At 66.7% G+C, this 22,192-nt stretch carries 20 protein-coding genes, 3 tRNA genes and 1 pseudogene; 13 read left to right on the top strand and 11 right to left on the bottom strand.

The window, feature by feature from the left end:
* Positions 1-10 precede the first annotated feature (10 nt).
* The 5 genes and pseudogenes from AB0M45_RS12065 to AB0M45_RS12045 form a co-directional block, all read left to right on the top strand.
* Positions 11-820 (top strand): annotated as a pseudogene (locus AB0M45_RS12065) (DUF998 domain-containing protein); the annotation flags it as partial.
* A gap of 93 nt (positions 821-913) precedes the next feature.
* Complete coding sequence (locus tag AB0M45_RS12060; protein WP_364326786.1) at positions 914-1,306, top strand: RidA family protein; 393 nt, start codon at positions 914-916, stop codon at positions 1,304-1,306.
* A 182-nt stretch (positions 1,307-1,488) separates the two neighbouring features.
* Complete coding sequence (locus tag AB0M45_RS12055; protein ID WP_364326407.1) at positions 1,489-2,214, top strand: maleylpyruvate isomerase family mycothiol-dependent enzyme; 726 nt, start codon at positions 1,489-1,491, stop codon at positions 2,212-2,214.
* Between the two features lie 279 nt (positions 2,215-2,493).
* Positions 2,494-3,780, top strand: coding sequence for a cytochrome P450 (locus AB0M45_RS12050; protein WP_364326404.1), 1,287 nt, complete (start codon positions 2,494-2,496; stop codon positions 3,778-3,780).
* Positions 3,781-4,005: 225 nt separating this feature from the next.
* Positions 4,006-4,716 carry a hypothetical protein gene (locus tag AB0M45_RS12045; RefSeq protein ID WP_364326401.1) on the top strand — a complete coding sequence of 237 codons (711 nt, stop codon included), beginning with the start codon at positions 4,006-4,008 and terminating at the stop codon, positions 4,714-4,716.
* Between the two features lie 317 nt (positions 4,717-5,033).
* Here the strand turns inward: AB0M45_RS12045 and AB0M45_RS12040 are convergent, their stop codons facing one another.
* Positions 5,034-5,573 carry a hypothetical protein gene (locus AB0M45_RS12040; protein WP_364326398.1) on the bottom strand — a complete coding sequence of 180 codons (540 nt, stop codon included), beginning with the start codon at positions 5,571-5,573 and terminating at the stop codon, positions 5,034-5,036.
* Positions 5,574-6,762: 1,189 nt separating this feature from the next.
* On the opposite strand from AB0M45_RS12040, the gene AB0M45_RS12035 reads away from it, so the two are divergent.
* Entirely contained in the window at positions 6,763-7,980 is a 1,218-nt protein-coding gene (locus AB0M45_RS12035; RefSeq protein WP_364326395.1) for a helix-turn-helix transcriptional regulator, read from the top strand.
* Positions 7,981-7,987: 7 nt separating this feature from the next.
* Here the strand turns inward: AB0M45_RS12035 and AB0M45_RS12030 are convergent, their stop codons facing one another.
* The 4 genes from AB0M45_RS12030 to AB0M45_RS12015 form a co-directional block, all read right to left on the bottom strand.
* Positions 7,988-8,302 carry an antibiotic biosynthesis monooxygenase gene (locus tag AB0M45_RS12030; protein ID WP_364326392.1) on the bottom strand — a complete coding sequence of 105 codons (315 nt, stop codon included), beginning with the start codon at positions 8,300-8,302 and terminating at the stop codon, positions 7,988-7,990.
* 121 nt (positions 8,303-8,423) lie between these two features.
* Positions 8,424-8,496, bottom strand: a tRNA-Arg gene (locus AB0M45_RS12025).
* Positions 8,497-8,529: 33 nt separating this feature from the next.
* Positions 8,530-8,619 (bottom strand) — tRNA-Ser (locus AB0M45_RS12020).
* Positions 8,620-8,707: 88 nt separating this feature from the next.
* Positions 8,708-9,406, bottom strand: coding sequence for a dienelactone hydrolase family protein (locus AB0M45_RS12015; RefSeq protein ID WP_364326390.1), 699 nt, complete (start codon positions 9,404-9,406; stop codon positions 8,708-8,710).
* A gap of 118 nt (positions 9,407-9,524) precedes the next feature.
* On the opposite strand from AB0M45_RS12015, the gene hisC reads away from it, so the two are divergent.
* A complete protein-coding gene (hisC, locus tag AB0M45_RS12010) occupies positions 9,525-10,598 on the top strand; it encodes a histidinol-phosphate transaminase (protein WP_364326387.1) in 1,074 nt (357 codons plus the stop codon).
* On the opposite strand, the gene AB0M45_RS12005 is transcribed toward hisC, so the two are convergent.
* From AB0M45_RS12005 to AB0M45_RS11985, 5 genes are all read right to left on the bottom strand, one after another.
* Entirely contained in the window at positions 10,595-11,668 is a 1,074-nt protein-coding gene (locus AB0M45_RS12005) for an alpha/beta hydrolase family protein (RefSeq protein ID WP_364326384.1), read from the bottom strand. The genes hisC and AB0M45_RS12005 overlap by 4 nt on opposite strands.
* 71 nt (positions 11,669-11,739) lie before the next feature.
* Positions 11,740-12,771 (bottom strand): HoxN/HupN/NixA family nickel/cobalt transporter, encoded by a 1,032-nt coding sequence (locus AB0M45_RS12000; protein ID WP_364326381.1) that lies wholly within the window; start codon positions 12,769-12,771, stop codon positions 11,740-11,742.
* 119 nt (positions 12,772-12,890) lie between these two features.
* Positions 12,891-12,975, bottom strand: a tRNA-Ser gene (locus AB0M45_RS11995).
* 24 nt (positions 12,976-12,999) lie between these two features.
* On the bottom strand, positions 13,000-13,500 hold the full coding sequence (locus AB0M45_RS11990) for a MarR family transcriptional regulator (protein ID WP_364326378.1): 501 nt from the start codon (positions 13,498-13,500) through the stop codon (positions 13,000-13,002).
* Positions 13,501-13,541: 41 nt separating this feature from the next.
* Entirely contained in the window at positions 13,542-14,720 is a 1,179-nt protein-coding gene (locus AB0M45_RS11985) for a lactate 2-monooxygenase (RefSeq protein WP_364326376.1), read from the bottom strand.
* A 132-nt stretch (positions 14,721-14,852) separates the two neighbouring features.
* Between AB0M45_RS11985 and AB0M45_RS11980 the strand changes: the two genes are divergently transcribed.
* Entirely contained in the window at positions 14,853-15,857 is a 1,005-nt protein-coding gene (locus AB0M45_RS11980; protein WP_364326373.1) for an NAD(P)H-quinone oxidoreductase, read from the top strand.
* 23 nt (positions 15,858-15,880) lie between these two features.
* On the opposite strand, the gene AB0M45_RS11975 is transcribed toward AB0M45_RS11980, so the two are convergent.
* Complete coding sequence (locus tag AB0M45_RS11975) at positions 15,881-17,083, bottom strand: cysteine desulfurase-like protein (protein WP_364326371.1); 1,203 nt, start codon at positions 17,081-17,083, stop codon at positions 15,881-15,883.
* Between the two features lie 253 nt (positions 17,084-17,336).
* Between AB0M45_RS11975 and AB0M45_RS11970 the strand changes: the two genes are divergently transcribed.
* From AB0M45_RS11970 to rsgA, 5 genes are all read left to right on the top strand, one after another.
* The gene (locus tag AB0M45_RS11970; protein ID WP_364326368.1) at positions 17,337-17,942 is read left to right on the top strand and encodes a bacterial proteasome activator family protein; all 606 of its coding nucleotides are present in this window, start codon (positions 17,337-17,339) and stop codon (positions 17,940-17,942) included.
* A gap of 225 nt (positions 17,943-18,167) precedes the next feature.
* Complete coding sequence (locus AB0M45_RS11965) at positions 18,168-19,049, top strand: ABC transporter permease (RefSeq protein ID WP_364326365.1); 882 nt, start codon at positions 18,168-18,170, stop codon at positions 19,047-19,049.
* A gap of 17 nt (positions 19,050-19,066) precedes the next feature.
* A complete protein-coding gene (locus AB0M45_RS11960; RefSeq protein ID WP_364326782.1) occupies positions 19,067-19,894 on the top strand; it encodes an ABC transporter ATP-binding protein in 828 nt (275 codons plus the stop codon).
* Positions 19,891-20,901: a glycosyltransferase family 2 protein gene (locus tag AB0M45_RS11955; protein ID WP_364326363.1), complete on the top strand. Its 1,011-nt coding sequence runs from the start codon at positions 19,891-19,893 to the stop codon at positions 20,899-20,901. Before AB0M45_RS11960 ends, AB0M45_RS11955 begins: the two co-directional genes overlap by 4 nt.
* 220 nt (positions 20,902-21,121) lie before the next feature.
* The gene (gene rsgA, locus AB0M45_RS11950) at positions 21,122-22,168 is read left to right on the top strand and encodes a ribosome small subunit-dependent GTPase A (RefSeq protein WP_364326360.1); all 1,047 of its coding nucleotides are present in this window, start codon (positions 21,122-21,124) and stop codon (positions 22,166-22,168) included.
* The last annotated feature ends 24 nt before the right edge of the window (positions 22,169-22,192 follow it).

Here is a 22,192-nt window from a genome sequence, read left to right as displayed (position 1 = left end):
CATCACCGTCATGACCGCGATTCCGGCGGCGGCAGTCGCGAAGCCGAGCATGAGGACCTCCTCGAATTGCACTTGCGGTCCAGCCTGCCCCGCGAAGCTGACAAGAGGCTGTGTACGGGGTGGTATAGGCCCGTGCCTACCTCATGGTTCGGGCGGTAGGCAGCACAATGATGTCGTGACGCGTCGCCAGAAGACCGCCGACCAGCGCGTGCGACCGGTGTCGATGGTGATCGCGCTGGCGATCGCGCTCGCGGGACTCTGCTATTCGTCCTGGGTGCTCCAGTTCGTGCTGGAGATCGAACTCGACCCGGTCAATTCCTTCCTCAGCGAACTGGAGGCGGAGGGCAAGCCGTACCGGCTGGTGTTCGCGGCCGCCGACATGATCACCGGGGCGGCGCTGATGCCCGCCGCGATCGCAGGGCTGCTGCTGTTCCCGCGCCGCAGGCTCACGACGATCGGCTGGGTGGCGCTGTTCTGCTTCGGCGCGTCGACCATCGCCGACGTCCTGCTGCCGCTGCGTGACTGCACCCCGGGCGAAGCCGGGTGCGGCGGGCCCAGCGAACGGTTCCCGCAGCTGCATCAGCCGCACGCCCTGACGAGCACGCTTGCGGTCACCTCGATCGCGGTCGCGGCATTCGCATTCAGTGTCGCCGCGTTCCGTTATCGGCGCTGGCGGATATTGCGCGAATTCGGACTGGTCGCGCTGGGCATCGGCTCGGTCGCGACGGCCTGGATGCTGATCGCCGACAATTTGCCTGGGAATTACGCGCTCGGGATCGCGCAGCGCATCCAGGTCGGCGCGATGTCGCTGTGGTTGCTCGCGCTGGCCGCCGCGGTGATCGTGGAGGCCAGGGAGTGGACCGAGCCGAGCTGGCTTGCGGCCACGACGGCGGCCCGTGCGATGCTGTCGCGCATGAGTGATCGCGTGAACATCTCCTCGGGTTCGGAGTTCGAAGACATCGTCGGCTACTCGCGGGCGGTCCGCCTCGGCAATGTCATCGCGGTCAGCGGGACCACTGCATCGGCGCCCGGCGGCACCGCCGTCGGCGGCGACGACATCGGCGAGCAGACCAGAGAAACGCTGCGCCGCATCGGGTCGGCGTTGACGGAGGCGGGCGCGAGCCTGGCCGACGTCGTGCGCACCCGCATCTTCGTCACCGACATCGCGCGCTGGCCCGAGGTCGCCGAGGCGCACGCCGAAGTGTTCGGCGATATCCGGCCCGCGACGGCCATGTACGAGATCAAGGCCCTGATCACCCCGGCGCTGCTGGTGGAGATCGAGGCCGACGCGATCGTCGCCGAGTAGGGCGTTCGTCGCCGGGCTCCGATCCAGCGGACGCCGTCACCGGCACAAGTCGCGTGGCACACGGCCCGGACTCGGTTGGCCGGACGCCGCTGGTTCCGGTGGCCGATGGCCCGGCCCGCTTGCTATCTGAACCACGCTCGTCTTCGGGGCGGGCCGGGTTTTCTGCCGCTAGGGTCGAAGCCGTGACCGCCGCCGCTTCGCAGACCCCCGTGCAGCTCGACACCGTCGCCGAGGCGACCGCACGCCTGCTCGACACCATCCGCGGACTCGACGAAGGCGCAGTGGCAGAACCGTCCCTGCTGCCAGGGTGGACCCGCGGCCACGTTCTCGCCCATCTGGCCCGCAACGCCGACAGCCTGGTCAACCTGCTGCTGTGGGCGCACACGGGCATCGAAATACCGCAGTACGCCAGCGCTTTCCTGCGCGACAGCGACATCGAGGCGGGAGCGCCTCGTCCGCTCGCCGAGCAGCTGGCCGACAACGAGGCCGCCGCGACCCGGTGGCTCGGTTTGGCGCGCTCACTGACCGACGCCGCCTGGCAGGCACAGGTTCGCACCCGCCAAGGCCGCCCCATCCCCGCGACGGAGATCCCCTGGATGCGCCTGCAAGAGGTGGAAATTCACCACGTCGACCTGAACGCGGGCTACCACCCGTCCGACTGGCCCGCCCCCTTCGTCGCCCGGATCCTCCCCCAAGCCACCACCGACTTGACCCGCCTCACCGCCGACAACCCCCTCGAACCCTTCACGCTCCACGCCACCGACACCGACTTCACCGCCACCATCGGCCTCACCGCCGCCACCAATACCATCACCGGCTCCGCATCCTCCCTGGCCGCCTGGCTTCTCGGCCGCAGCCCCGGCTCCGACCTGACCGGCAACCTCCCCGTCCTTCCGGCGTGGAAGTAGGCATCGCGCCCGGCGATGGCGTACCAGCGGCAAATCTATGTCGCTTTCAGTACCGAATATGTCGCTTCCGACGGTAGGTTCGGCCGGATGGGCCATCTAGCGTGATGTTTGCCCCAGCGGCAAACCGTTTCGGAGACAGATGATCTGGTCAACCGCACCCGCGACGTTCGCCTGACGGTGACCGGCGTCGAGCCCAGCGGACGCGCGTGATCCAGGCACGTGCCTGCGCTCAGCGATCATCCTCGCCGAATTCCTGTCCCCTCGTCCGGAGTCACGCCTATGACCACAGCGCAGTCGCCATCGTCCGCTCCCCAAACCTGCCCCGTCCAGGGTTCACCTATCAGTACCGATACCCCGCAAGTCTGTCTGCGTAGCCGGAAGTTCGCCGCTGATCCGCACAGCGGCTACCGGCAGATGCGCCAGCAGCACGGTTCGCTGGTTCCGATGGAGTTGGCGCCGAATGTGCCCGCCACCTTGGTCATCGGTTACCGCACCGCGTTGCGGATCCTCAACGACCCGGACCATTTTCCGGCCGACCCGCGCACCTGGCAGAAGAGCATTCCCGACGACTCGCCCATCAAGCCGATGCTGGAGTGGCATCCGAACGCATTGCGCAACACCGGAGATGCGCATGCTCGCTATCGGGAGACGTACACCGCGGCCATCGACGGGATCGACCTGCACGCCCTGCATTCGACGGTCGAGAAGATCGCGATACCGCTGATCAACAGCTTCTGCCAGGATGGTTCGGCCGACTTGGTATCTCAGTATGCGTTTCCGCTTGTCTTCGAGGCCCTGAACCAGATGGTCGGCTGCTCAGCGGAACTGGGCCGGCGGGTCGCCACCGGCATGGCCGCCCTCTTCGATACCGTCGAGGCCGCCCGCGGCATGCAGATGCTCAGCGAGGCGCTGATGGAGTTGATTCAGCTGCGACGCGCGGAGCCCGCGGACGATGTCACCTCGCGGCTCGCACATCATCCGGCCAACCTCGATGACACGGAGATGCTTTCCCAGCTGATCAGCTTCTACGGTGCGGGGATCGAACCGCAGCAGAACCTGATCACCAACACCTTGTTGCTGATGCTGACCGACCACCGGTTCGGCGGCGACGTACTCGGCGGCAGCCTGTCCACGCGCGACGCCCTCGACGAGGTGCTGTTCAACGACCCGCCGTTGGCCAACTTCTGCGCCACCTACCCCCGACAGCCGATCCTGATCGACAACACCTGGCTGCCCGCCCACCAGCCGGTTCTGATCAGCCTGGCCGGATGCAACAACGACCCCGAGATCCGTGGTGGAGACCGCACCGGCAATCGCTCCCACCTGGCGTGGAGCACCGGCCCGCACGCCTGCCCGGCCAAGTCCGTGGCCTACCTCATCGTGCAGGAGGCGATCGACCAACTCCTCGACGCCCTCCCCGAGCTGCGCTTGGCCGTGCCACCTGATCAGCTGGTTTGGCGACCTGGCCCGTTCCATCGGGCCATGACGGAGTTGCCGGTCGTCTTCCCCGAGTCCCCTCCGTTGCACATCATCGAGGGAGCCGCCGGGCGAAGCACGCACCGATAGAACACAACTGGCCGCCGTCCAAGTCGTCGTCAGATCTGGGAGAGGGGCCCTCTCCGCCCAGGGCATATCGAGGGCCCTCGACCCGCGCAGGTCGATGTGGCACAGGTAGTTTCACCGGTCTCGGGTGACTCCCCGACTGCGTTCTTGCTCGTAGCCAGTGCCGCCGCGCTGTATCTGCGGAGCCTGCGCCGGTGGCTCCCGCACCGCCGCTGACGGTGGTTGCGCTTGACCGAGCCCGAGAAGCTTCACCACTTCCGGGGGCACTCCCCGGGCTTGCAGGCGTGCCAGTTCTTCGGCGCGTTCCTTTTCCGCCGCCTCACGTGCTTCGCGCGCTTTGTCCTCCGCCGTGCGGGCGTCGGCTGCTTGCCGTTCCAGGCTGGCAGCGTCGGCCGCCTCTCGGGCCGCCTGTTCCCCCGTGTCGGCGGCTTCCCGTTCCTGGAACTGGTTGGGCACCGGAAATTCCAGCGCTACCCGTTCGGCGGCCGCCCGTTCAACCCGTGCACGCTCATCAGCTCCGCGTGCTTGCCTGGCTCGCTCGGCTTCTTCTCGCGCTTGCCGATCACGTTCGATCTTCTGCGGGACATCCGCCCGGCCGCGTGTGGCCCCTTCCCGGAACCGAAACATCTTCCGGAACCTGTCGGCTCCCCCGCGTGCCTTCTTCACCAGCTCCGCGGCTTTCGCTCGCTGCTCGCGCTGCTGCGCCTTTTGCTGCCGCGCTTTCTCGCCGACACCGGGCAATTCTTGCTGTTGACCTGCTTCCCTTTGCAGTCCTATCGCCCAAATCTCGCGGGCAACATGTCGGGGGATGATCCGATGCGTGAACTGGTTCGGGAAGTCTCGGATCAGTCCGGCGATAAGCTCCTGCGCTGGTTTCGATATTGTCTCGCCCTCGACAGATCGCAACACATGCTGGTGATTCTCATTCTTATCGAGTAGAACTCGCAACGCTTCCAGTTGCTTTTGGTCTTTTGCCCCCTCGATCTTCCCCGACTTTTCCTCGATACTGAAGATTTTGCCCCGGTCGTCTTTGAATTTATCGAATTGTATTCAACCTTTTACGGTGGTGGATTTTCGCGACTGCTGGACATAGCCGTTCTCGCGGTCGCGGAAATACCGGTATGCACCGTTCTCGAATATCCTGCCACGCGTATTGTTGTCGACATTGTGGCGGCCTCTGTCGTATCCATCCGGCATAACTGGACACACCCCCGGCGTGTGGAACATCAAGGTGATGGATATCGGATGGCGAATCGTTACGTGACAGGCGGGGCCTGCTCGCGGCGTTTCTCCTCGTGGTCTGCTGCGTACTCGCGCAGCGCTGCCGCTACATACGAAAACATGCCGTCGTATCCTTCGGGATGATAGCCGATCATGTCATCTATCAACCCCCATACCGTGAATTCGTCTTCGTCCTCCGTTTCGCAACGCAAAGCCGGGTTCACGTGGTCGTAGAAAGAATTCTCACGGCCAAACCATTCGAAGTCGACCCATTCAGCACCCGCGAATCTGATGAAGCATTCGCCGATGAAGCAAATGAATGCGTCGGCCATGTCGGCGTTCTCGGGAGCCATCGCGGTAGCCAAATCCGGAAACAATTCCGCGACAATGGGATCGAGCCGTTTCACCTCCGCTGAATCTTCCGGCCATGGTTCCGAAGGAATCTCACGTATGCCCGCATAGTCCAAGAACTTCCGGGCTTGCGCCTTGCGGCGGGCCGGGTCAACCCATTTACCCCATTCGGTTTGCTCGACGGGTACGCCGAGATCCATGATCAACTGCTCGTCGTTCCCCACGCCTGGCTCCTTCTCGTCATGGTCTGAACAGGTCAGTGTCGCGCGCGCACAGGTCACCGGGCAAGGAACCATCATCGCTCGACATACAGCCGTTCACACGGCAACCTGGGCCAGCCCTCAGCACTATCAGGGAGCACGTTCACCGCGTCGACGTAGTGCCGTTCCCGATGCTCTTGAACGAACACCAGAGCGGCAGTGAGGCACGCAGCGAAGTCGAACCGTGCGCCGTGCAAGAAGACTGACAGATGTACATCCGGATCATTCGGGAGCGGAGAAGTCATCGCGCTTTCCTCCGGTCATCAACCACCCGGACACCGATCCATGGGCAGACACCGCCGATGTTGCGTTCGTGCTCGCTGATCGTGCCGTCGATCAGCGGGACCAGGCGTAGGCAATGTGTGTGGTCGGGACACCTGACGTGCGTGAGGAAACCGTTCCCGTTCGGGGCTCCGTGTGCGGTCTTCCACCATCGGCACCGCGACAGCGGAACCGTGCGGTCAGACATGAGCGACCACCCGACACCTACCCGGACCACCACAGGCACGAATGGACTCGACCACAACGAGCCCGGACGGGCGGAACCTATCCCGCGGTGTCTCTATCCAATGCCTGATAGACCCGGACTCCGCCATAGGAGATGGCAACGTGACTGTCCCGCCCTCTCGAACAATCGACACGTCGATCCGGAACAACTCCGCGAAAAGCTTTGTATTGTCAGGTAGATCGGGCCGCACCAGAAAGGTCCACCTGATGCGACGTTCGCATGACGATCCGCCCCAGCTCCGGCGGGTCGATCACCGCGGGCAGATCACACACTCGCCGGTAGTAGTGGCATCGAGACAACGGCGTGTCCCCGAAAGAGATCGGTTCGTCCATCAGATAGACCTCGAGTCGCATCGACGGGTTGAGGGTGCGCCCGGCGCAGGCGGGTGTTGTGGGCGGCGGGCGTCAATGACTGTCCCCGCAATCACGACTAGGCAGAACGCAACAGGAATCGCCAATGCCCACCACTGCTGAAACCACGTCATCGTCTGTCCCCTAGGTTCTGTTGACCACCATCCGGGCGCTGGTAAGAAGCGCCGCTCGCCACGCTGTGCGTGCGTTGACGGATACACGGCCGGGAAGCAAACGAGCGAAGTACCAAGCTATTTGGCACTCGTAACACCACAGATGAGCGTTGAATGGAACCGTGACCGAGACGAACCAGCAGACAGGCGGCGTAGGACAGCGAGTCGCTCAGGCCCGGAAACTGGCGGGGCTCACGCAGCGCCAACTCGCGGACAGGGCAGCTGTTTCTCTCAGCCTCGTGCGCTCGGTCGAACAGGGCCGCGTGCCAGCAACCGGAGGGTTCCTCGGTGCGGTCTCGAAAGCCTTGCGCGTCAGCGTAGCCGATCTGACCGGGCAGCCCTTCCCGCCCGCTCCCGGACAAGACAGCGAGGTCCATGCCGCCATCGCGGTGATCCGCACGGAACTGGCTGCCTATGACCTCGACAATGTCGAAGTCTCCTCGCCGCGGCCGTTCGCCCAGCTTGCGGCCGACGTACAGCAGGTCTGTCAGTACCGGCGTAACGCCTCTACGTACAAACTCGGCGACGCACTGCCGCCTCTCCTCGCAGAAGTCCGCGCCGCGGTGCACAGAAGCAGCGGACATGATCGCGACCAGGCCCTGATTCTGCTGTGCGAGCTGTACTACTCGGCCCATAGCCTTGCTCACAAGCTCGGCTACGTCGATTTGGCGGCTCGCGCCATCGACCGACTGGCTTGGGCAGCAACAGAAAGCGGATCGCCGCTATGGACTGCGACCAGCCAATTCCATCGCGCCGCGATCCTCACCTCGGGAGGAGACTGGTCAGCAGCACTCCAATTCTTGGAGCACTGCCGGTCCAGCATCGAGTCCCGCCTGAGTGCGGGGCAGCGGCAGGACTTCATCGCGTGGGGTGGCCTGCACCTGCAATCGGGACTCGCTGCGGCTCGTTCTGGTAAACGCCACCTCGCCGACGCTCATTTGGCCGAAGCAGCGCAGATCGCTTTGCAACTCGGCGACGACAGCGACCCGATCCTGTCGTTCGGTCCAACCAATGTGGGCATCTGGCGCGTGGCACTAGCGGTCGAGGGTATGGACGGCACGGAGGCTCCCAACCGGGCTAGCACACTCGTCATACCAACCGGGACACCTAAAGAACGCGCTGGCCACCATTACATCGACCTGGCCCGCGCCTACCTCCTGCACGGCAACCGTGCCGGGGCCTTCGATGCATTGCAGACCGCAAAGACCATTGCGCCGTCACAGACGCGCTACAGCCCAAACGTTCACGAAACAGTCCGAGTATTGGCGCGGGCGGAGACACGCAGCACCACAAGCGTGCACAACTTCGCGTTGTGGTGCGGAATCACCAATATCCTGTAAAGCTCCATCAGCCTGCGGCGATGATTCCCTTCGCCGCGGCCGGTGTCAGGAATTCGACCCGAACGGAGGCTGTGAAGTTGTCCCGCTCGGCGAGGAAACGCTTCGTGTGGGGCTGCCGCTCATGCTCCTCGAACGCTTCGCGGTCGCGGTACACCTCGTAAAAGATCCGAGACAGCGGCGCGCCCTCGACCGTGTGCGTGGCATACATCAGCGTTCCGGGTTCGGATTCGGTGATGTCTTTGACGGTCTCCTCGACCAACTGATCGAACGCGGCAGCTTTCTCGGCGTCCTGCAGGTCGAACCTCACAACAAGCGCAAACATCGACCTCCTCGACAGCACCTCAGTCATGGATATCGACAGCGCTGGCGATCGCTGTTGGGCCAGCCGTCGATCCTCATCTACGCACTGAGGCTCCCAGCGAATGCCGGAAGCCTCAGTCCAGTGCGCCCGGAGAGACTCGAACTCCCAACCTTCTGATCCGTAGTCAGATGCTCTATCCGTTGAGCTACGGGCGCAGTGTTATTCAGTTGTACCCGGTTTCCCGGGTGTGGCGGAGGCGAGAGGATTTGAACCTCCGGTCCCCGTGAAGGGACAACTCATTAGCAGTGAGTCCCATTCGGCCGCTCTGGCACGCCTCCTGGAGCCTTCTCTTCGAGGGCACCGGTCCTTTCGAACCGCCGAGCAGCAAGGTTACAGGAGCTACCGTCCAGATCACAAAACGGCTGGTCAGCGTAGGTTACTGTCGAACCAGTCGAAGATTCTGGTCTGCGAATCGACGGCGTCGTCGTCGGCGGGCGCGGTGTCCGCGCGGTGATGCAGGCCGGGGTAGGTGACGACCAGGCTGGCGACGTCCGCGCGGGCGGTCGCGTCGCGCAAACGTTCGACCTGGTCGGGTGGGGTGGCCGGGTCGTCGGCGCCGAACAGGCCCAGCCAGGGCGCTTGCAACTGAGGGGCAGCCCGCACCAGCGGATCGACCTGCTCGGCGAGCGGCTCCACAATGCCGCGTGCCGCGACGCTCACCGCGGTCCCGATCGGACGGTTGGTCGCGACGAGGAACGCCGCCGTTCCCGCGGAGTCGAAACCGAGCACGCCGATGGTGTCGGGGAACACCCCGCGCCGGGTGAGCCAGTCGAAGCAGGCGTCGAAGTCGTCGAACAGCTCGTCGCCGAAGACTCCGCCCGGTTCGCCCGTCACCCGGTGGAAGAGATCGGGCGCGACTACCGTCCAGCCCTCTCCGGCCAGCGCGCTCATCAGGTCGCGCAGGGAGGCGGTCAACTGCCGGGACTCGTGCAGCACCACGATCCCGCCGCGGGCATTGCCCTCGGGCTCCACCACGGTTATGGGCACCTGCCCACGGGCAGTCGGTTGCTCGTCTTCCTGGTCGCTTCCCCGTAGCGGGGCGATATCGTCGTAGGTGCCCGACATGAAACCAGCGTAGGGCGAGTTGCGGTTCTTCGGTAGAAAATCGCACGTGAGGGCCTATAGCCCAGAGAATTTCCGGTACGCTGACCGGGTCATCTGTGCCGCGGATTAGGGTTGGAGTGTGACAGCGCAGATCCGGCCGGACCTCGATTCGATCCCGGCGTACACCCCCGGCCGCAGCCATCCCGGCGCGGTCAAGTTGGCCAGCAACGAAACGACCTTCGGTCCGCTGCCCGCCGCCGCCAAGGCCATCGCCGAGGCGGCGGAGTCGGCCAACCGGTATCCGGACAACCAGGTGGCCGAGTTGCGCGCTGCGCTCGCCGACTTCCTCGGGGTGGGATTCGACAATGTCGCGGTCGGCTGCGGCAGCGTGGCCCTGTGCCAGGAGCTGGTGCAGATCACGTGCGCGTCCGCGTCCGACGAGGTGCTGTTCGCGTGGCGCTCGTTCGAGGCGTACCCGATCGTGACGAAGGTCGGCAACGCCACCGCCGTCCAGGTCCCGCTCACCGCAGGCCAGGTGCACGATCTGGACGCTTTGGCCGCGGCGGTCACCGAACGAACCAAGCTGATCTTCGTCTGCAACCCGAACAACCCCACCGGCACCGCCGTCGGCAAGGCGGAACTGGTCCGGTTCCTGGACGCCGTGCCGCCGCACGTGCTGGTCGTGCTGGACGAGGCCTACTACGAATACCTGCGGCTGGCCGATCATCCGGACGGCGTGGAGCTCGGCCGGACCCGGCCCAATGTGGTTGTGCTGCGTACTTTCTCCAAGGCCTACGGGCTGGCCGGACTGCGGGTCGGCTACGCGGTGGGCGATCCCGCCGTGATCACGGCACTACTGAAGGTGCACATCCCGTTCAGCGTCAACCGGCTCGCGCAGGCGGCGGCGATCGCGTCGCTGGAGGCACGGCACGAATTGCTGGATCGCACCGACGTTCTGGTCGCGGAGCGCGGACGGGTGCGCGACGCGCTGGTGGCGGCCGGGTACCGGGTGCCATCGAGTCAGGCGAACTTCGTCTGGTTGCCGCTGGGCGAGCGCAGCGCCGAGTTCGGCGAAGCGAGCGCGGCGGCGGGAGTACTGGTACGGCCTTACGGCACCGACGGGGTCCGCGTCACGGTGGGCGACCCGCACGAGAACGATTTGTTCCTCGGCTTCGCTACCGATCCCGCGGTACTGACGCGGTTCCGCGCCTAGCGGACGCCGATCGCGCCCGCGATAGTCGGCCAGGACAACGCCAGCTCGTCCTCCCAGTACGGCCAGGAGTGCGTGCCGGTGCCGCGGAAGTGCGCGGTGACCGGGATACCGAGCGACCGAAGCCGGTCGGTGAGTCGCCGGGTGCAGGCATTGGTCGCGGCCTCCAGCGGGCCGCCGAACCCGATGGCGCTGGCGACGTCGATATTCGGGTTGCCGGGCACGTCGTGCACGCCGGGCAGGCCGCTGCCCACCGACAGATAGATCGTCTTGCCCCGCAACGCGTCGGCGTGCAACGTGACGTCGTGAGCCAGCCAGGCCGGATCGTCCTGTTTACCGAACATGTTGTCCGGCTCACCCATGTAGGTGGCCACCACCGCGCGGGCCTGCGCCTGGCCGATATCGGTGCCCATCGAGAAACATCCGCTGTGCGCGGCGATCGCGGTGTAGAGCTTCGGCTGACGGAACGCGAGCATCATCGCGGCTTCGGCGCCCATCGAGACGCCCATGACCGCGTTGGTGCCGTTGCCGTCGAACTTCGCATCGATCAGCGGGGGTAGCTCCTTGGTGAGGAACGTCTCCCACATGTTGGTGCCGAGCACCGGATCGGGCTGCTGCCAGTCGGTGTAGAAGCTGGCCGGCCCCCCGACGGTGAGCACCACGTTGACGTCCTTGTCCGCGTAGAAGCGGTCCGCGTGCCCCATCTCGGTCCAGTTGTTGCTGTCGGGGCTCGCGCTGCGGCCGTCGAGCATGTAGACGGTCGGGCGCGGGCGGGACTGGTCGCGCGGCAGCAGTACCTGCACCTCGACCACTCGGCTCATCGACGGCGACGCGACGAAGACCCGCAGCCACCGGTCGTTGATCGGTTCGATGCGGTCGATCTTGGGCGTCGAGGGCTGTTTACTGGTCGGCTCGGCCGGGCCAGGGCCGTCCGATGAGCCGGTGTTCACCGGCGGAGCAGCGCCGGGGGCCGCCGTTGCCTGGGGAGCGCCGAATGCCACCACACCAGAAACCAGTGCGGCGCTGACCAGGACGCTGGAAACCCAACGCCGCACCCCGCGGCGAGACAGCATGCCGACCATCCTGCCAGAGCCGCTATGGGTGAGGCGTAGGTCATAGCCGTGTCGAATTCCATTCGGCGCGCTCATCGAGCGGCCACAGCTTCCTGCCAGCGCCGTTCCACTCCGGCGAACCGCCACACGGCGATCGCGACCACCCAGGTGAGAACGAACAGGCCCACGATGATGTAACCGAGATCACCCAGATCGAGGTTCCCGACCCAGGCGATGACGCCCGATTCGACCTCGAGCTTCTCGGCGAAGATCGAAACGATCTCCTGCCCGCCGATCAGCAGTGCGACCGCGACCGACAGACCGGTGACCACCAGGTTGTAGTAGATCTTGCGCACCGGCTCGGCGAAGGCCCAGTCGTAGGCGAAGCTCATGAACGATCCGTCCAGCGCGTCGAACAGCGCCATGCCCGCCGAGAACAGCACGGGCAGAACGAGGATCGAGTACCAGGGCAGCCCGGTCGCCGCCGCGCCGCCCGCGATGACCAGCAGCCCGACCTCCGTGACGGTGTCGAACCCGAGACCGAACAGCACTCCGACCGGATACATGTGCCTCGGCTTGCGGACCAGCCCGATCACCGGACGCAGTACTCGGTTCAGCAGGCCACGGCTGTCCAGCTGCCGCTCCAGTTGCGCTTCGTCGACCTCGCCGCGGCGCATCCGCCGGAATACCCGCCAGATCCCCACCAGCGAGGCAAGATTCAGCAGGCCGATCAGGATCAGGAAGGTACCCGAGACGCTGGTACCCCATAGGCCGGTCCAGCGTTGCAGCGCCGAATCCTCGTTCTCCAGATCGGCCGCGAGCGCACGCACACCGAAGGCGAGCAGCGCGACGAGAACGAACACCACGGTGGAATGGCCGAGCGCGAACCAGAGACCCACGGTTTGCGTCTTCTGTTTCCCGTACTCCGCCACCAGTTTTCGCGTGGTGTTGTCGATCGCGGCGATATGGTCGGCGTCGAAGGCGTGCCGCATGCCGAGGGTGTATGCGGTCACCCCGAGCCCGACGCCGAATACCGATCCCTGGATCAGATAATGACCGGGCGCCACGAACAGCAGGAGCGTTCCCCAGCCGAGGACGTGCAGCGCGACTACGGTGACCGCCATCCCGATGACGCTCCGCACGAGCGACCCCCTCGAACCCTCGGCTTACTTTTCAAGCGCATGCCGCACAGACGACCGACCCGGCGGTGTTCTCCGGACGATGCGACGGTCGGAAACTGAAGCGGAGACGGAGGGATTTGAACCCCCGGTCGCTCTCGCGACGCTCGCTTTCAAGGCGAGTGCATTCGGCCGCTCTGCCACGTCTCCAGGGACCTGATCGTAGCGGACCGCTCAGCCGGGGTGCTTGCCGATTTCCTCGTCGACACGTCCGAACACCTCGCCGATCACCTCGAGCTGGGCCGGAGCGAGCAGATCGATGAAGTGGCGGCGGACGGCTTCGACATGGCCGGGGGCGGCGGCCTCCAGGCGGCGCATGCCCTCGTCGGTGAGTTCGGCCAGCACGCCGCGGCCGTCCTCCAGGCAGGTGTTGCGGCGCACCATCTGCTGTGCCTCCAGCCGCCGGATCTGATGGGTCAGCTTGCTGCGCGAGGACAGCACGCCATCGGCCAGCTCGCTCATCCGCAGCGCGCGGTCGGGGGCCTCCGAGAGCAGGACCAGGATCCGGTATTCGGCGATGGTCAGGTCGCTGTCGCGCTGTAGCTGGCGGTTCAGTTCCGTCATCAGGCGCTGGTGACCGTCCATGTACGCGCGCCAGGCGCGCTGCTGCGGTGGGGTGAGCCACCGCGGTTCGGCCACCGCTCGACCGCTCGGTTCGGGATGCACGATGGTCATTCTATGCGCGGCGAACTGCGCAAATCGGCGAGTGCCGCAGGTCAGCGCACCGTCGACAGCAGCGAGCGGCCCACCGCGGCCACGTCCGCGCACCCGGAGAGTCCGAGCGCCGAGTCGAAGTCGGCGAGCAAAACCCGCAGCGCGTGCCGGACGCCGGCGGCGCCCGCGAGGCCGAGACCGTAGGCCCATGGCCGCCCATAGAGCACCGCCTTGGCGCCCAGCGCCAGCGCGATCAGCACGTCGGAGCCGGTGCGCACGCCCGAGTCGAACAGCACGTCGGCACGGTCGCCGATGGTGGCCACCACCGCGGGCAAGGCGTCCAGTGCGGCGATCGAGCCGTCGACCTGGCGTCCGCCGTGGTTACTCACCACCACCGCGTCGGCGCCGGCATCGACGACCTGCCGCGCGTCTTCCGGATGCAGGATGCCCTTCACCGCGATCGGCAGGTCGGTCCATTCCCGCAGGTGCGCGAGATCGGCGGGCCGCAGTGTGTGGTTGCCGAACAACCCGACCCAGGTGAGGATGGCCGTCCGCATCGCCTCCTCGCTCTCTTCTGGCACGGCCGAGAGCTTGGCGCGGAACACCGGATCGGAGAGGTAGTTGGCGATGCCCTTGCCGTGTAGGAACGGCAGGTGCGCCAGCTCCAGGTCACGTGGACGCCAACCGAGCGTCGGGGTATCCACGGTCACCACGATCGCCGAGGCCCCTGCTCGCTCGGCACGCTGGACGAAAGAACGGGCCAGCTCGTCGTCCGCGGGCCAGTACAGCTGATACCACCACGCACCGGCCGCCGCGCCGACCTCTTCGATGGTCGACGAGGCCGCGGTGGACAGCACCGTGCCGATGCCCAGTTCCTTGGTCACCTCGGCCGCGATCACCTCACCGCACTCGTGCAGCAGCTCGAGGACACCGATCGGGGCGGTGAGCACGGGAGCGGCCAGCCGGGTGCCGAGCACCTCGACCGAGAGGTCCCGGGCGCCGGGCCCGGTCGCGCCGCGCAGCATCCGCGGCAGGATGCGGTATCGATCGAAGGCCGACCGGTTGGCGGCGGCGGTGCGCTCCGCCGAGGCGCTGCCCGCCACGTAGGCGAAGGCCGCCGGGTCCAGCCGCTGCTGCGCGAGCGACTCCAAACCCGCGGCGGTCATGGGCAATTCGGGCACCGCGCCACCAAGGCCGCCCAGGTAGATCTCGTTCTGAAAATTGATGAAGCCGCCGCTCATCCACGGAACGGTAGTCTGCGACGCCGATCATCGCAGGCCGCTTGCCGGATTGCGTTTGCGACCGCCCCGGTTCAGCGCCGCTCGACAGGGGTCAGCGCGCGGTGGTCCGCACCGGCGGAGCACTATGGCACGGTGCGTGCTATCGACCTGAACGGATTCGGTGGACCCGAGACGATGTCCTGGGCCGAGGCGCCCGATCCGACGCCCGGCCACGGCGAGGTCCTGATCGAGGTGGCCGCGGCCGGCGTCAACCGGGCCGACCTGCTACAGCGCCGAGGCCACTACCCTCCCCCGCCGGGCGCGAGCCCGATCATCGGCCTGGAATGTTCCGGTGTCATCGCGGAACTCGGCGACGGGGTACGTGACTGGGCGGTCGGCGATCGGGTGTGCGCGCTGTTGTCCGGCGGCGGGTACGCCGAACGAGTCGCGGTGCCCGCGACACAGGTGCTTCCGGTCCCGGCCGGCCTCGACCTGGGCGCGGCGGCCGGACTGCCCGAAGTGGCGGCCACCGTGTGGTCGAACCTCGTGATGACGGCGGGCCTGCGCGCGGATCACCTGGTGTTGATCCACGGCGGCGGAGGCGGTGTCGGCACCCACGCCATCCAGGTCGCCAACGCGCTCGGCGCCCGCGTCGCGGTGACCGCCGGGTCGGCCGAGAAGCTGGCGCGCTGCGCGGAGCTGGGGGCGAGCGTGCTGATCAACTACCGCGAGGACGATTTCGTCACCGCGGTGCGCGCCGAGGAATCGGGCGCGGGCGGGCCCGGCGCCGACATCATCCTCGACAACATGGGTGCGGCCTATCTGCGGGGCAATGTCGACGCGCTGGCCGACCACGGCAAGCTCGTGGTGATCGGTATGCAGGGCGGTGTGAGCGCGGAGCTGAATCTGGCCGACCTACTGGGTAAGTGGGGCACCATCCACGCCACCAACGTGCGGGCGCGGCCCGCGACCGGCGTCGGCGGCAAAGCCGAGATCATCGCCGAGGTCCGCAGGCACCTGTGGCCGTTGGTCGCCGACGGCACCGTCGTCCCGGTCATCGCCGCGGAGCTGCCGATCGAAGAGGCGGCCGAAGCGCACCGGCTGCTGGACTCCGGCGAGGTGTTCGGCAAGGTGGTGCTGCGGGTGAAAGAACTCTGAGCGGTCGCCTTCGCTCGGTCCGTTCACTCCAGCGCCAGCAGCGTCCTGCCGAGCTGATCGATCTCGAACTTGGTGGTGTAGGGCGCGAGGCCGATGGTCACGGCGCCGCCCTCGTCGTTGACGCCGAGCGCGTCGAGCAGCCTGCTGCCGCCGTGCACGCCGCTGACCGTTCCGATCCGGTTGTCGGCCAGCTTGGCGGCGACCTTCTCCGCCTGCATGCCTGCGAGCGTGAAACTGACGGTGGGAATGCGGGTGGACGCGCGGCCGATCACGGTGAGGTTCGGGATCGCGTTCAGCACGGCCATCAAGTGCTCGAACAGCTCGTCGTGGTAGTCCTGCAGCGAGGTGATCGACATCTCCAAGCGCTCGCGCCGGGTTCCGCGCGCCCGTTCGTCGAGCCCGGCGAGGAAGTCGATCGAGGTGGTCAGGCCGGCCAGCAGCGCGTACTGATGCCCGCCGACCTCGAGTCGTTCGGCGCCCTTCGCATACGGGTTCAGCGACATCGACGGGATCCGGTCCAGGAACGCGGGGTCGCGGAAGACCAGCGCGCCGATCTGCGGGCCACCCCATGCCGGTGCGCTCAGCGCGACAACGTCGGCGTTCAATTCATCGATATCGATCAGCGCGTAGGGGGCGGCGCCGAACGCGTCGGCCACCAGCAGCCCGCCCACCTCGTGCACCCGGTCCGCGGCCACCCGCACCGCCGGCGCCGAACCGACGATGGGTGAGGCGGCGGTGAGCGCCACCAGTCGCGCCGTGGGGCCGATCAGTTCCTCGAACTGCCAGGACGGCATCTCGCAGGTCTCGATCTCCACCTCGGCCCAGCGCACGTGCGCGCCGTATCGGTTGGCGATGCGCAGCCAGGGCGCGACGTTCGCCTCGTCGTCCAGCCGGGACAGCACGATGCCGGTGCCGAGCCCGAGCCGGGAACTCAGCGATTCGGCGAGCCAGGCCAGCAGGACCGCGCGGTCGGGGCCGAGTACGACACCCGCCGGATCACCGCCGACCAGATCGGCCACCGCCTCGCGCGCGGCGTCCAGAATCGCCGCGCTGCGCACCGCGGCGCTGGTGCGGCCGACATGCGAAAACGAAGAAGTTCGGAAACCGGTTGATACGGCACGGGATACCGCATCCGGAACCAGCATGCCCGCTTGCGGGTCGAGATGGATCCAGCCGTCGCCCAGGGACGGTATCAGGCCCCGAACCCTCGCGACGTCGTAAGTCATGTTGGCCACTCTAAGGGCAGCGGGCGAGCCTGTGTAACCGCGTTCCCCTCCGCGACCTGGTGGGAGCACAGCGACCTGGGACTCAGCATGGCGACCGACTTTCGACAAATCCGAACCACACGACCCGAACAGAATAGAACGCCGAGGCCACGCGGCGGCGTCGACCGGGAAACCCCTGGCGAGCCCTCCGCGCCGCCGGGGCCAGGGAGCACCGGCTTAGCGCGTTCGCGGCGGACGCGACATGATAGGGACCATGACGCACTCGGATGAGGCACCGGACCACATCGTCGTCGTCGGCCCCAACGGCAGGCCGTTGGCCATACCGGCGGCTCCAGGCTCGGACACGCCGTACACGGCACAGGTGGTGACCGACGCCAATGAGAAGGACGACTCGGACGACCGCGACGACTCCGGCGAATCGCTCGCCGATATGGTCGAGCAGCCCGCGAAGGTCATGCGGATCGGCACCATGATCAAGCAGCTGCTCGAGGAGGTCCGCGCGGCTCCGCTCGATGAGGCCAGCCGCAATCGGCTCAAGGAGATCCACACGTCCTCGGTGCGCGAGCTGGAGCAGGGGCTCGCGCCCGAGCTGCGCGAGGAACTCGAGCGGCTCACCCTGCCGTTCACCGATGACGCCGTCCCGACCGACGCCGAGTTGCGGATCGCGCAGGCGCAGCTGGTCGGCTGGCTGGAGGGCCTGTTCCACGGCATCCAGACCGCGCTGTTCGCCCAGCAGATGGCCGCACGCGCCCAGCTCGAGCAGATGCGTCAGGGCGCACTGCCGCCCGGCCTCCACGCCACCGACCCGCGCGGCGGCCAGGCCAGTCAGGTCACCGGCGGTTCCGGCCAGTACTTGTGAGACCGGCGACGCGCGTGTGCCACGCGGTGGCGGCAAGCCGCAGGGGTAGTCTCGTGCACCGTGCCCGCCGCTGCCGCTCGCCCCGACTCCGTATCCGACCAGAGTGCGGTGCGTCCTGAAGAGAGCTCAGTTGGTTCCGATGACCAAGCGCGTACAGACGACAGCTCACCGGCCTCCCCGAACGACGACGTGCGCTCCGGCGACGACTCGGCGCAGGAGAACCCGGTGAGCGCTACCACGCCGGAGACCGAGGCCGCGCGCGCCGGGGCAACCGTGGCGAAGATCGTGCCGGACTCGCAGACGTTCCGGCGTGCGTTCCAGGACTTCACCGGCGGATTCGCCCAGCGTGAGCTGTGGCTGTCGCTCGGCTGGCAGGATATCAAGCAGCGCTACCGCCGCTCGGTGCTCGGCCCGTTCTGGATCACCATCGCCACCGGTCTGCAGGCCATAGCGATGGGCGTGCTCTATGCGGCGCTGCTGGGCCAGCCGCTGCGGGAGTACCTGCCCTACGTGACGGTCGGGCTGATCATCTGGAACGTGATCAGCGCGAGCATCCTGGAAGGCTCGGAAGTCTTCATCGCCAACGAAGGCCTGATCAAACAGCTGCCTTCCGCGCTGAGTGTGCACGTCTACCGGCTGGTGTGGCGACAGCTGCTGTTCTTCGCCCACAACATGGTCATCTACCTGGTGATGCTCGCCGCATTCGGCGTCTGGCGCAATCTCGGGCCGACGAGTCTGCTGGCGATTCCGGCGATCGTGCTGATCTTCCTGAATTGCGCGTGGGTGTCGATCGTGTTCGGCATCTTCAGCACCCGCTACCGCGATATCGCGCCGATTCTCAGCAGCACCACGCTGATGCTGTTCGTGCTCACGCCGGTAATGTGGACCACCAAGACCCTGGAATCGCAGGTCGGCACCGGCGACCGCGCCAAGCTCGCCGAGCTCGTGCCGACATTCCACTATCTCGAAATCGTCCGGGCACCCCTGCTCGGCGAACCGCAGGAACTGCGGCACTGGCTGGTCGTCGGCACGATCACCCTGCTGGGCTGGATCGCGGCGATCTTCGCCATGAAGCAGTACCGTTCGCGCGTACCGTACTGGGTATAGGAGCGCCCGTGAGCCGTGTGAGTATCGAAACCCAGGAGGCGTGGGTCGAATTCCCGATCTTCGACGCGAAATCGCGGTCGTTGAAGAAGGCGTTCCTCGGCAAGGCCGGCGGTGCGATCGGACGCAACCAGTCCGACGTCGTCGTGGTCGAGGCGTTGCGGGACATCACGCTCTCCCTGCAAGAGGGCGACCGGATCGGCCTGGTCGGACACAACGGCGCGGGCAAATCGACGCTGCTGCGGCTGCTCTCGGGCATCTACGAACCCTCCCGCGGCAGTGCGCGTATCCGCGGGCGGGTCGCGCCGGTCTTCGATCTCGGCGTCGGCATGGATCCGGAGATCTCCGGTTATGAGAACATCATCATCCGCGGCCTGTTCCTCGGGCAGACCCGCAAGCAGATGCTCTCGAAAATCGATGAGATCGCCGATTTCACCGAGCTGGGCGAGTATCTGTCCATGCCGCTGCGCACCTATTCCACCGGTATGCGCGTCCGGCTCGCGATGGGCGTGGTGACCTCGATCGACCCGGAGATCCTGCTCCTCGACGAGGGCATCGGCGCGGTGGACGCGGAATTCATGAAGAAGGCCCGGCTCCGGTTGCAGTCGCTGGTGGCGCGTTCCGGCATCCTGGTTTTCGCGAGCCATTCCAACGAATTCCTTGCGCAACTGTGCGATACGGCGATGTGGATCGACCACGGCCAGATCCGCTTGCGTGGCGGTATCGAAGAAGTGGTGCGAGCCTATGAGGGGCCGGAGGCGGGGAATCACGTGGCGACCGTGCTGCGCGAAATGGAGGCCGAACGGGCCTCGGGAACCGAGCGAGAATTGGAGCGGAATCAGGCATGAGCGAGCCGACCGGGCAGGACACCCCGATCGACGAAGGGGCGCAGGCCAGGGTCGGCTCCGTGCCTGAGGAAAGCGCCGACGACCTCGGCGGCGCCCAGGACTCCGCGACGCCAGGCTCGGGCGCGCGCATCGTGGCCGTCGTCGTTACGCACAAGCGCCGCGAACTGCTCACCGAGTCGCTGAAAGTCGTTGCCTCCCAATCCCGGCCGGTGGACCACTTGATCGTGGTCGACAACGGCAACGAACCGGAGGTCGCCGCGCTGGTCCGCGACCAGCCGGTGGAATCCACCTATCTGGGCTCGGCGCACAATCTCGGCGGCGCGGGCGGGTTCGCGCTCGGCACACTGCACGCCCTGAGCATCGGCGCGGACTGGGTGTGGCTCGCCGACGACGACGGCAGGCCAGAAGGTCCCGATGTGCTGTCCATTCTGCTCGATTGCGCGGACCGGCACGGGCTGGTCGAGGTGTCGCCCGTGGTCTGCGACATCGATGAACCCGACCGCCTCGCCTTCCCGCTGCGCCGGGGCGTGGTGTGGCGGCGGCTGCGCTCGGAACTCGGCGACGAGGACTTCCTGCCCGGGATCGCCTCGCTGTTCAACGGCGCGCTGATCTCCGCGAAGGCGGTCGACGTGATCGGCGTGCCGGACCTACGCCTGTTCGTCCGCGGCGACGAGGTCGAGGTGCATCGCCGCCTGGTCCGCTCCGGACTGCCGTTCGGCACCTGCCTGCAGACGGCATACCTGCACCCCAACGGTGCGGCCGAGTTCAAGCCCATCCTCGGCGGCCGGATGCACACGCAGTACCCCGATGACCCGGTGAAGCGCTACTTCACCTACCGCAACCGCGGCTATCTGATGTCCCAGCCCGGCATGCGGAAGCTGCTGCCCCAGGAGTGGGTCCGTTTCTCCTGGTTCTTCCTTGTCACTCGACGCGACCCCGCGGGTCTGCGCGAGTGGTTCCACCTGCGCTCCCTCGGCCGCCACGAACAGTTCGGCAAACCCGACTAGTCGCCGATTCGTGCGATCGGAAATTCGGTTGCGCGGGTGCGGGGTTGAGTGCGAAGGTAGGGCAACTGCGAGAGAAGCAAGGAGGTGTGGACCGTGACGAGGAACGTTCGGGTTGTCGTGTCCGGGCGCGCTACGCATGCGGCCACACAAAACTCCTGCTCATTCTCCCTTCGCTGAACCCCTGGTCGGGTTCGGCGCCCGACGAAGGATTCCTTCCACCATGGTCGACTACGACCTTCTCGTCCCTTACGGCTGGACCGAAGCCGTTTCCACCCGTTACGCCTCGATGATCGAGGAAGGCCGCGTGCCCGCGCGGATCATCCGGATGGACCGCAGCGAATGCGACGTGGCCACGCCGAACGGGCTCGCCCGCGCCCGCTGCCCCCGCGCGGATTCCGACGTCAGCGGGCTGTGCACCGGCGACTGGGTGAGCATCGATACCGATTCCACCGTGCGGCGACTGCTTCCGCGCCGCTCGGCGATCGTGCGGTCCTCGGTGTCCGGCCGATCGCAGGGCCAAGTGCTGGCCGCCAATGTCGACACCGTGCTGATCTGCACCGCTGCCGACGGCGACGTGGACCTCGGCCGCCTGGAGCGCATGCTCACGCTGGCCTGGGAAAGCGACGCCCAGCCGATCGTGCTGCTCACCAAGTCCGATGCGGCGGCCTACCTTCCGCTGGACGAGGTGCGTGCGGTCGCGCCGGGCGCGGCGGTGCTCGCGGTGAGCGCGGATACCGGCGCCGGGCTCGATGTGCTCGTCGCGATGCTGGAGGGCACCGTCGCGTTGATCGGACCCTCCGGTGCTGGGAAATCGACCCTCGCCAACGCGTTGCTCGGCGCGGAGATATTCGCCACGAACGCGGTCCGCGATGCGGACAAGAAGGGCAGGCACACCACGGTGCACCGGGAGCTGCGGCCGCTGCCCGGCGGTGGCACGCTGATCGATACGCCCGGGCTGCGTGGCGTCGGGCTGTGGGATGCCACCGAAGGCATCGAGAAGACGTTCAGCGACATCGAATCTCTTGCCGACCAGTGTCGTTTCGCCGATTGCGCACACCGCGGCGAACCGGGATGTGCGGTGCGGGACGCGATCGAGAACGGCGAACTCACCCAGCGCAGGCTGGACAGTTACCGCAAGCTGGCGCGGGAGAACGAGCGGATCCGAGCGCGCACCGACAAGCGGCTACAGGCCGAACGAGAGCGAGCCTGGCGGGACATCACCAAGCAGCATCGCAAGATGTTCCGGGAGAAGAACTCGCGGCGCTGATTCCCCTGAGGCAGGGTAGGGTCG

Source organism: Nocardia sp. NPDC051787 (assembly GCF_040681325.1).
In the GTDB taxonomy this organism is placed as follows: Bacteria; Actinomycetota; Actinomycetes; order Mycobacteriales; family Mycobacteriaceae; genus Nocardia.
Note: the sequence above shows the minus strand (reverse complement) of the source record. Positions and strands in the feature narration are given on the sequence as shown.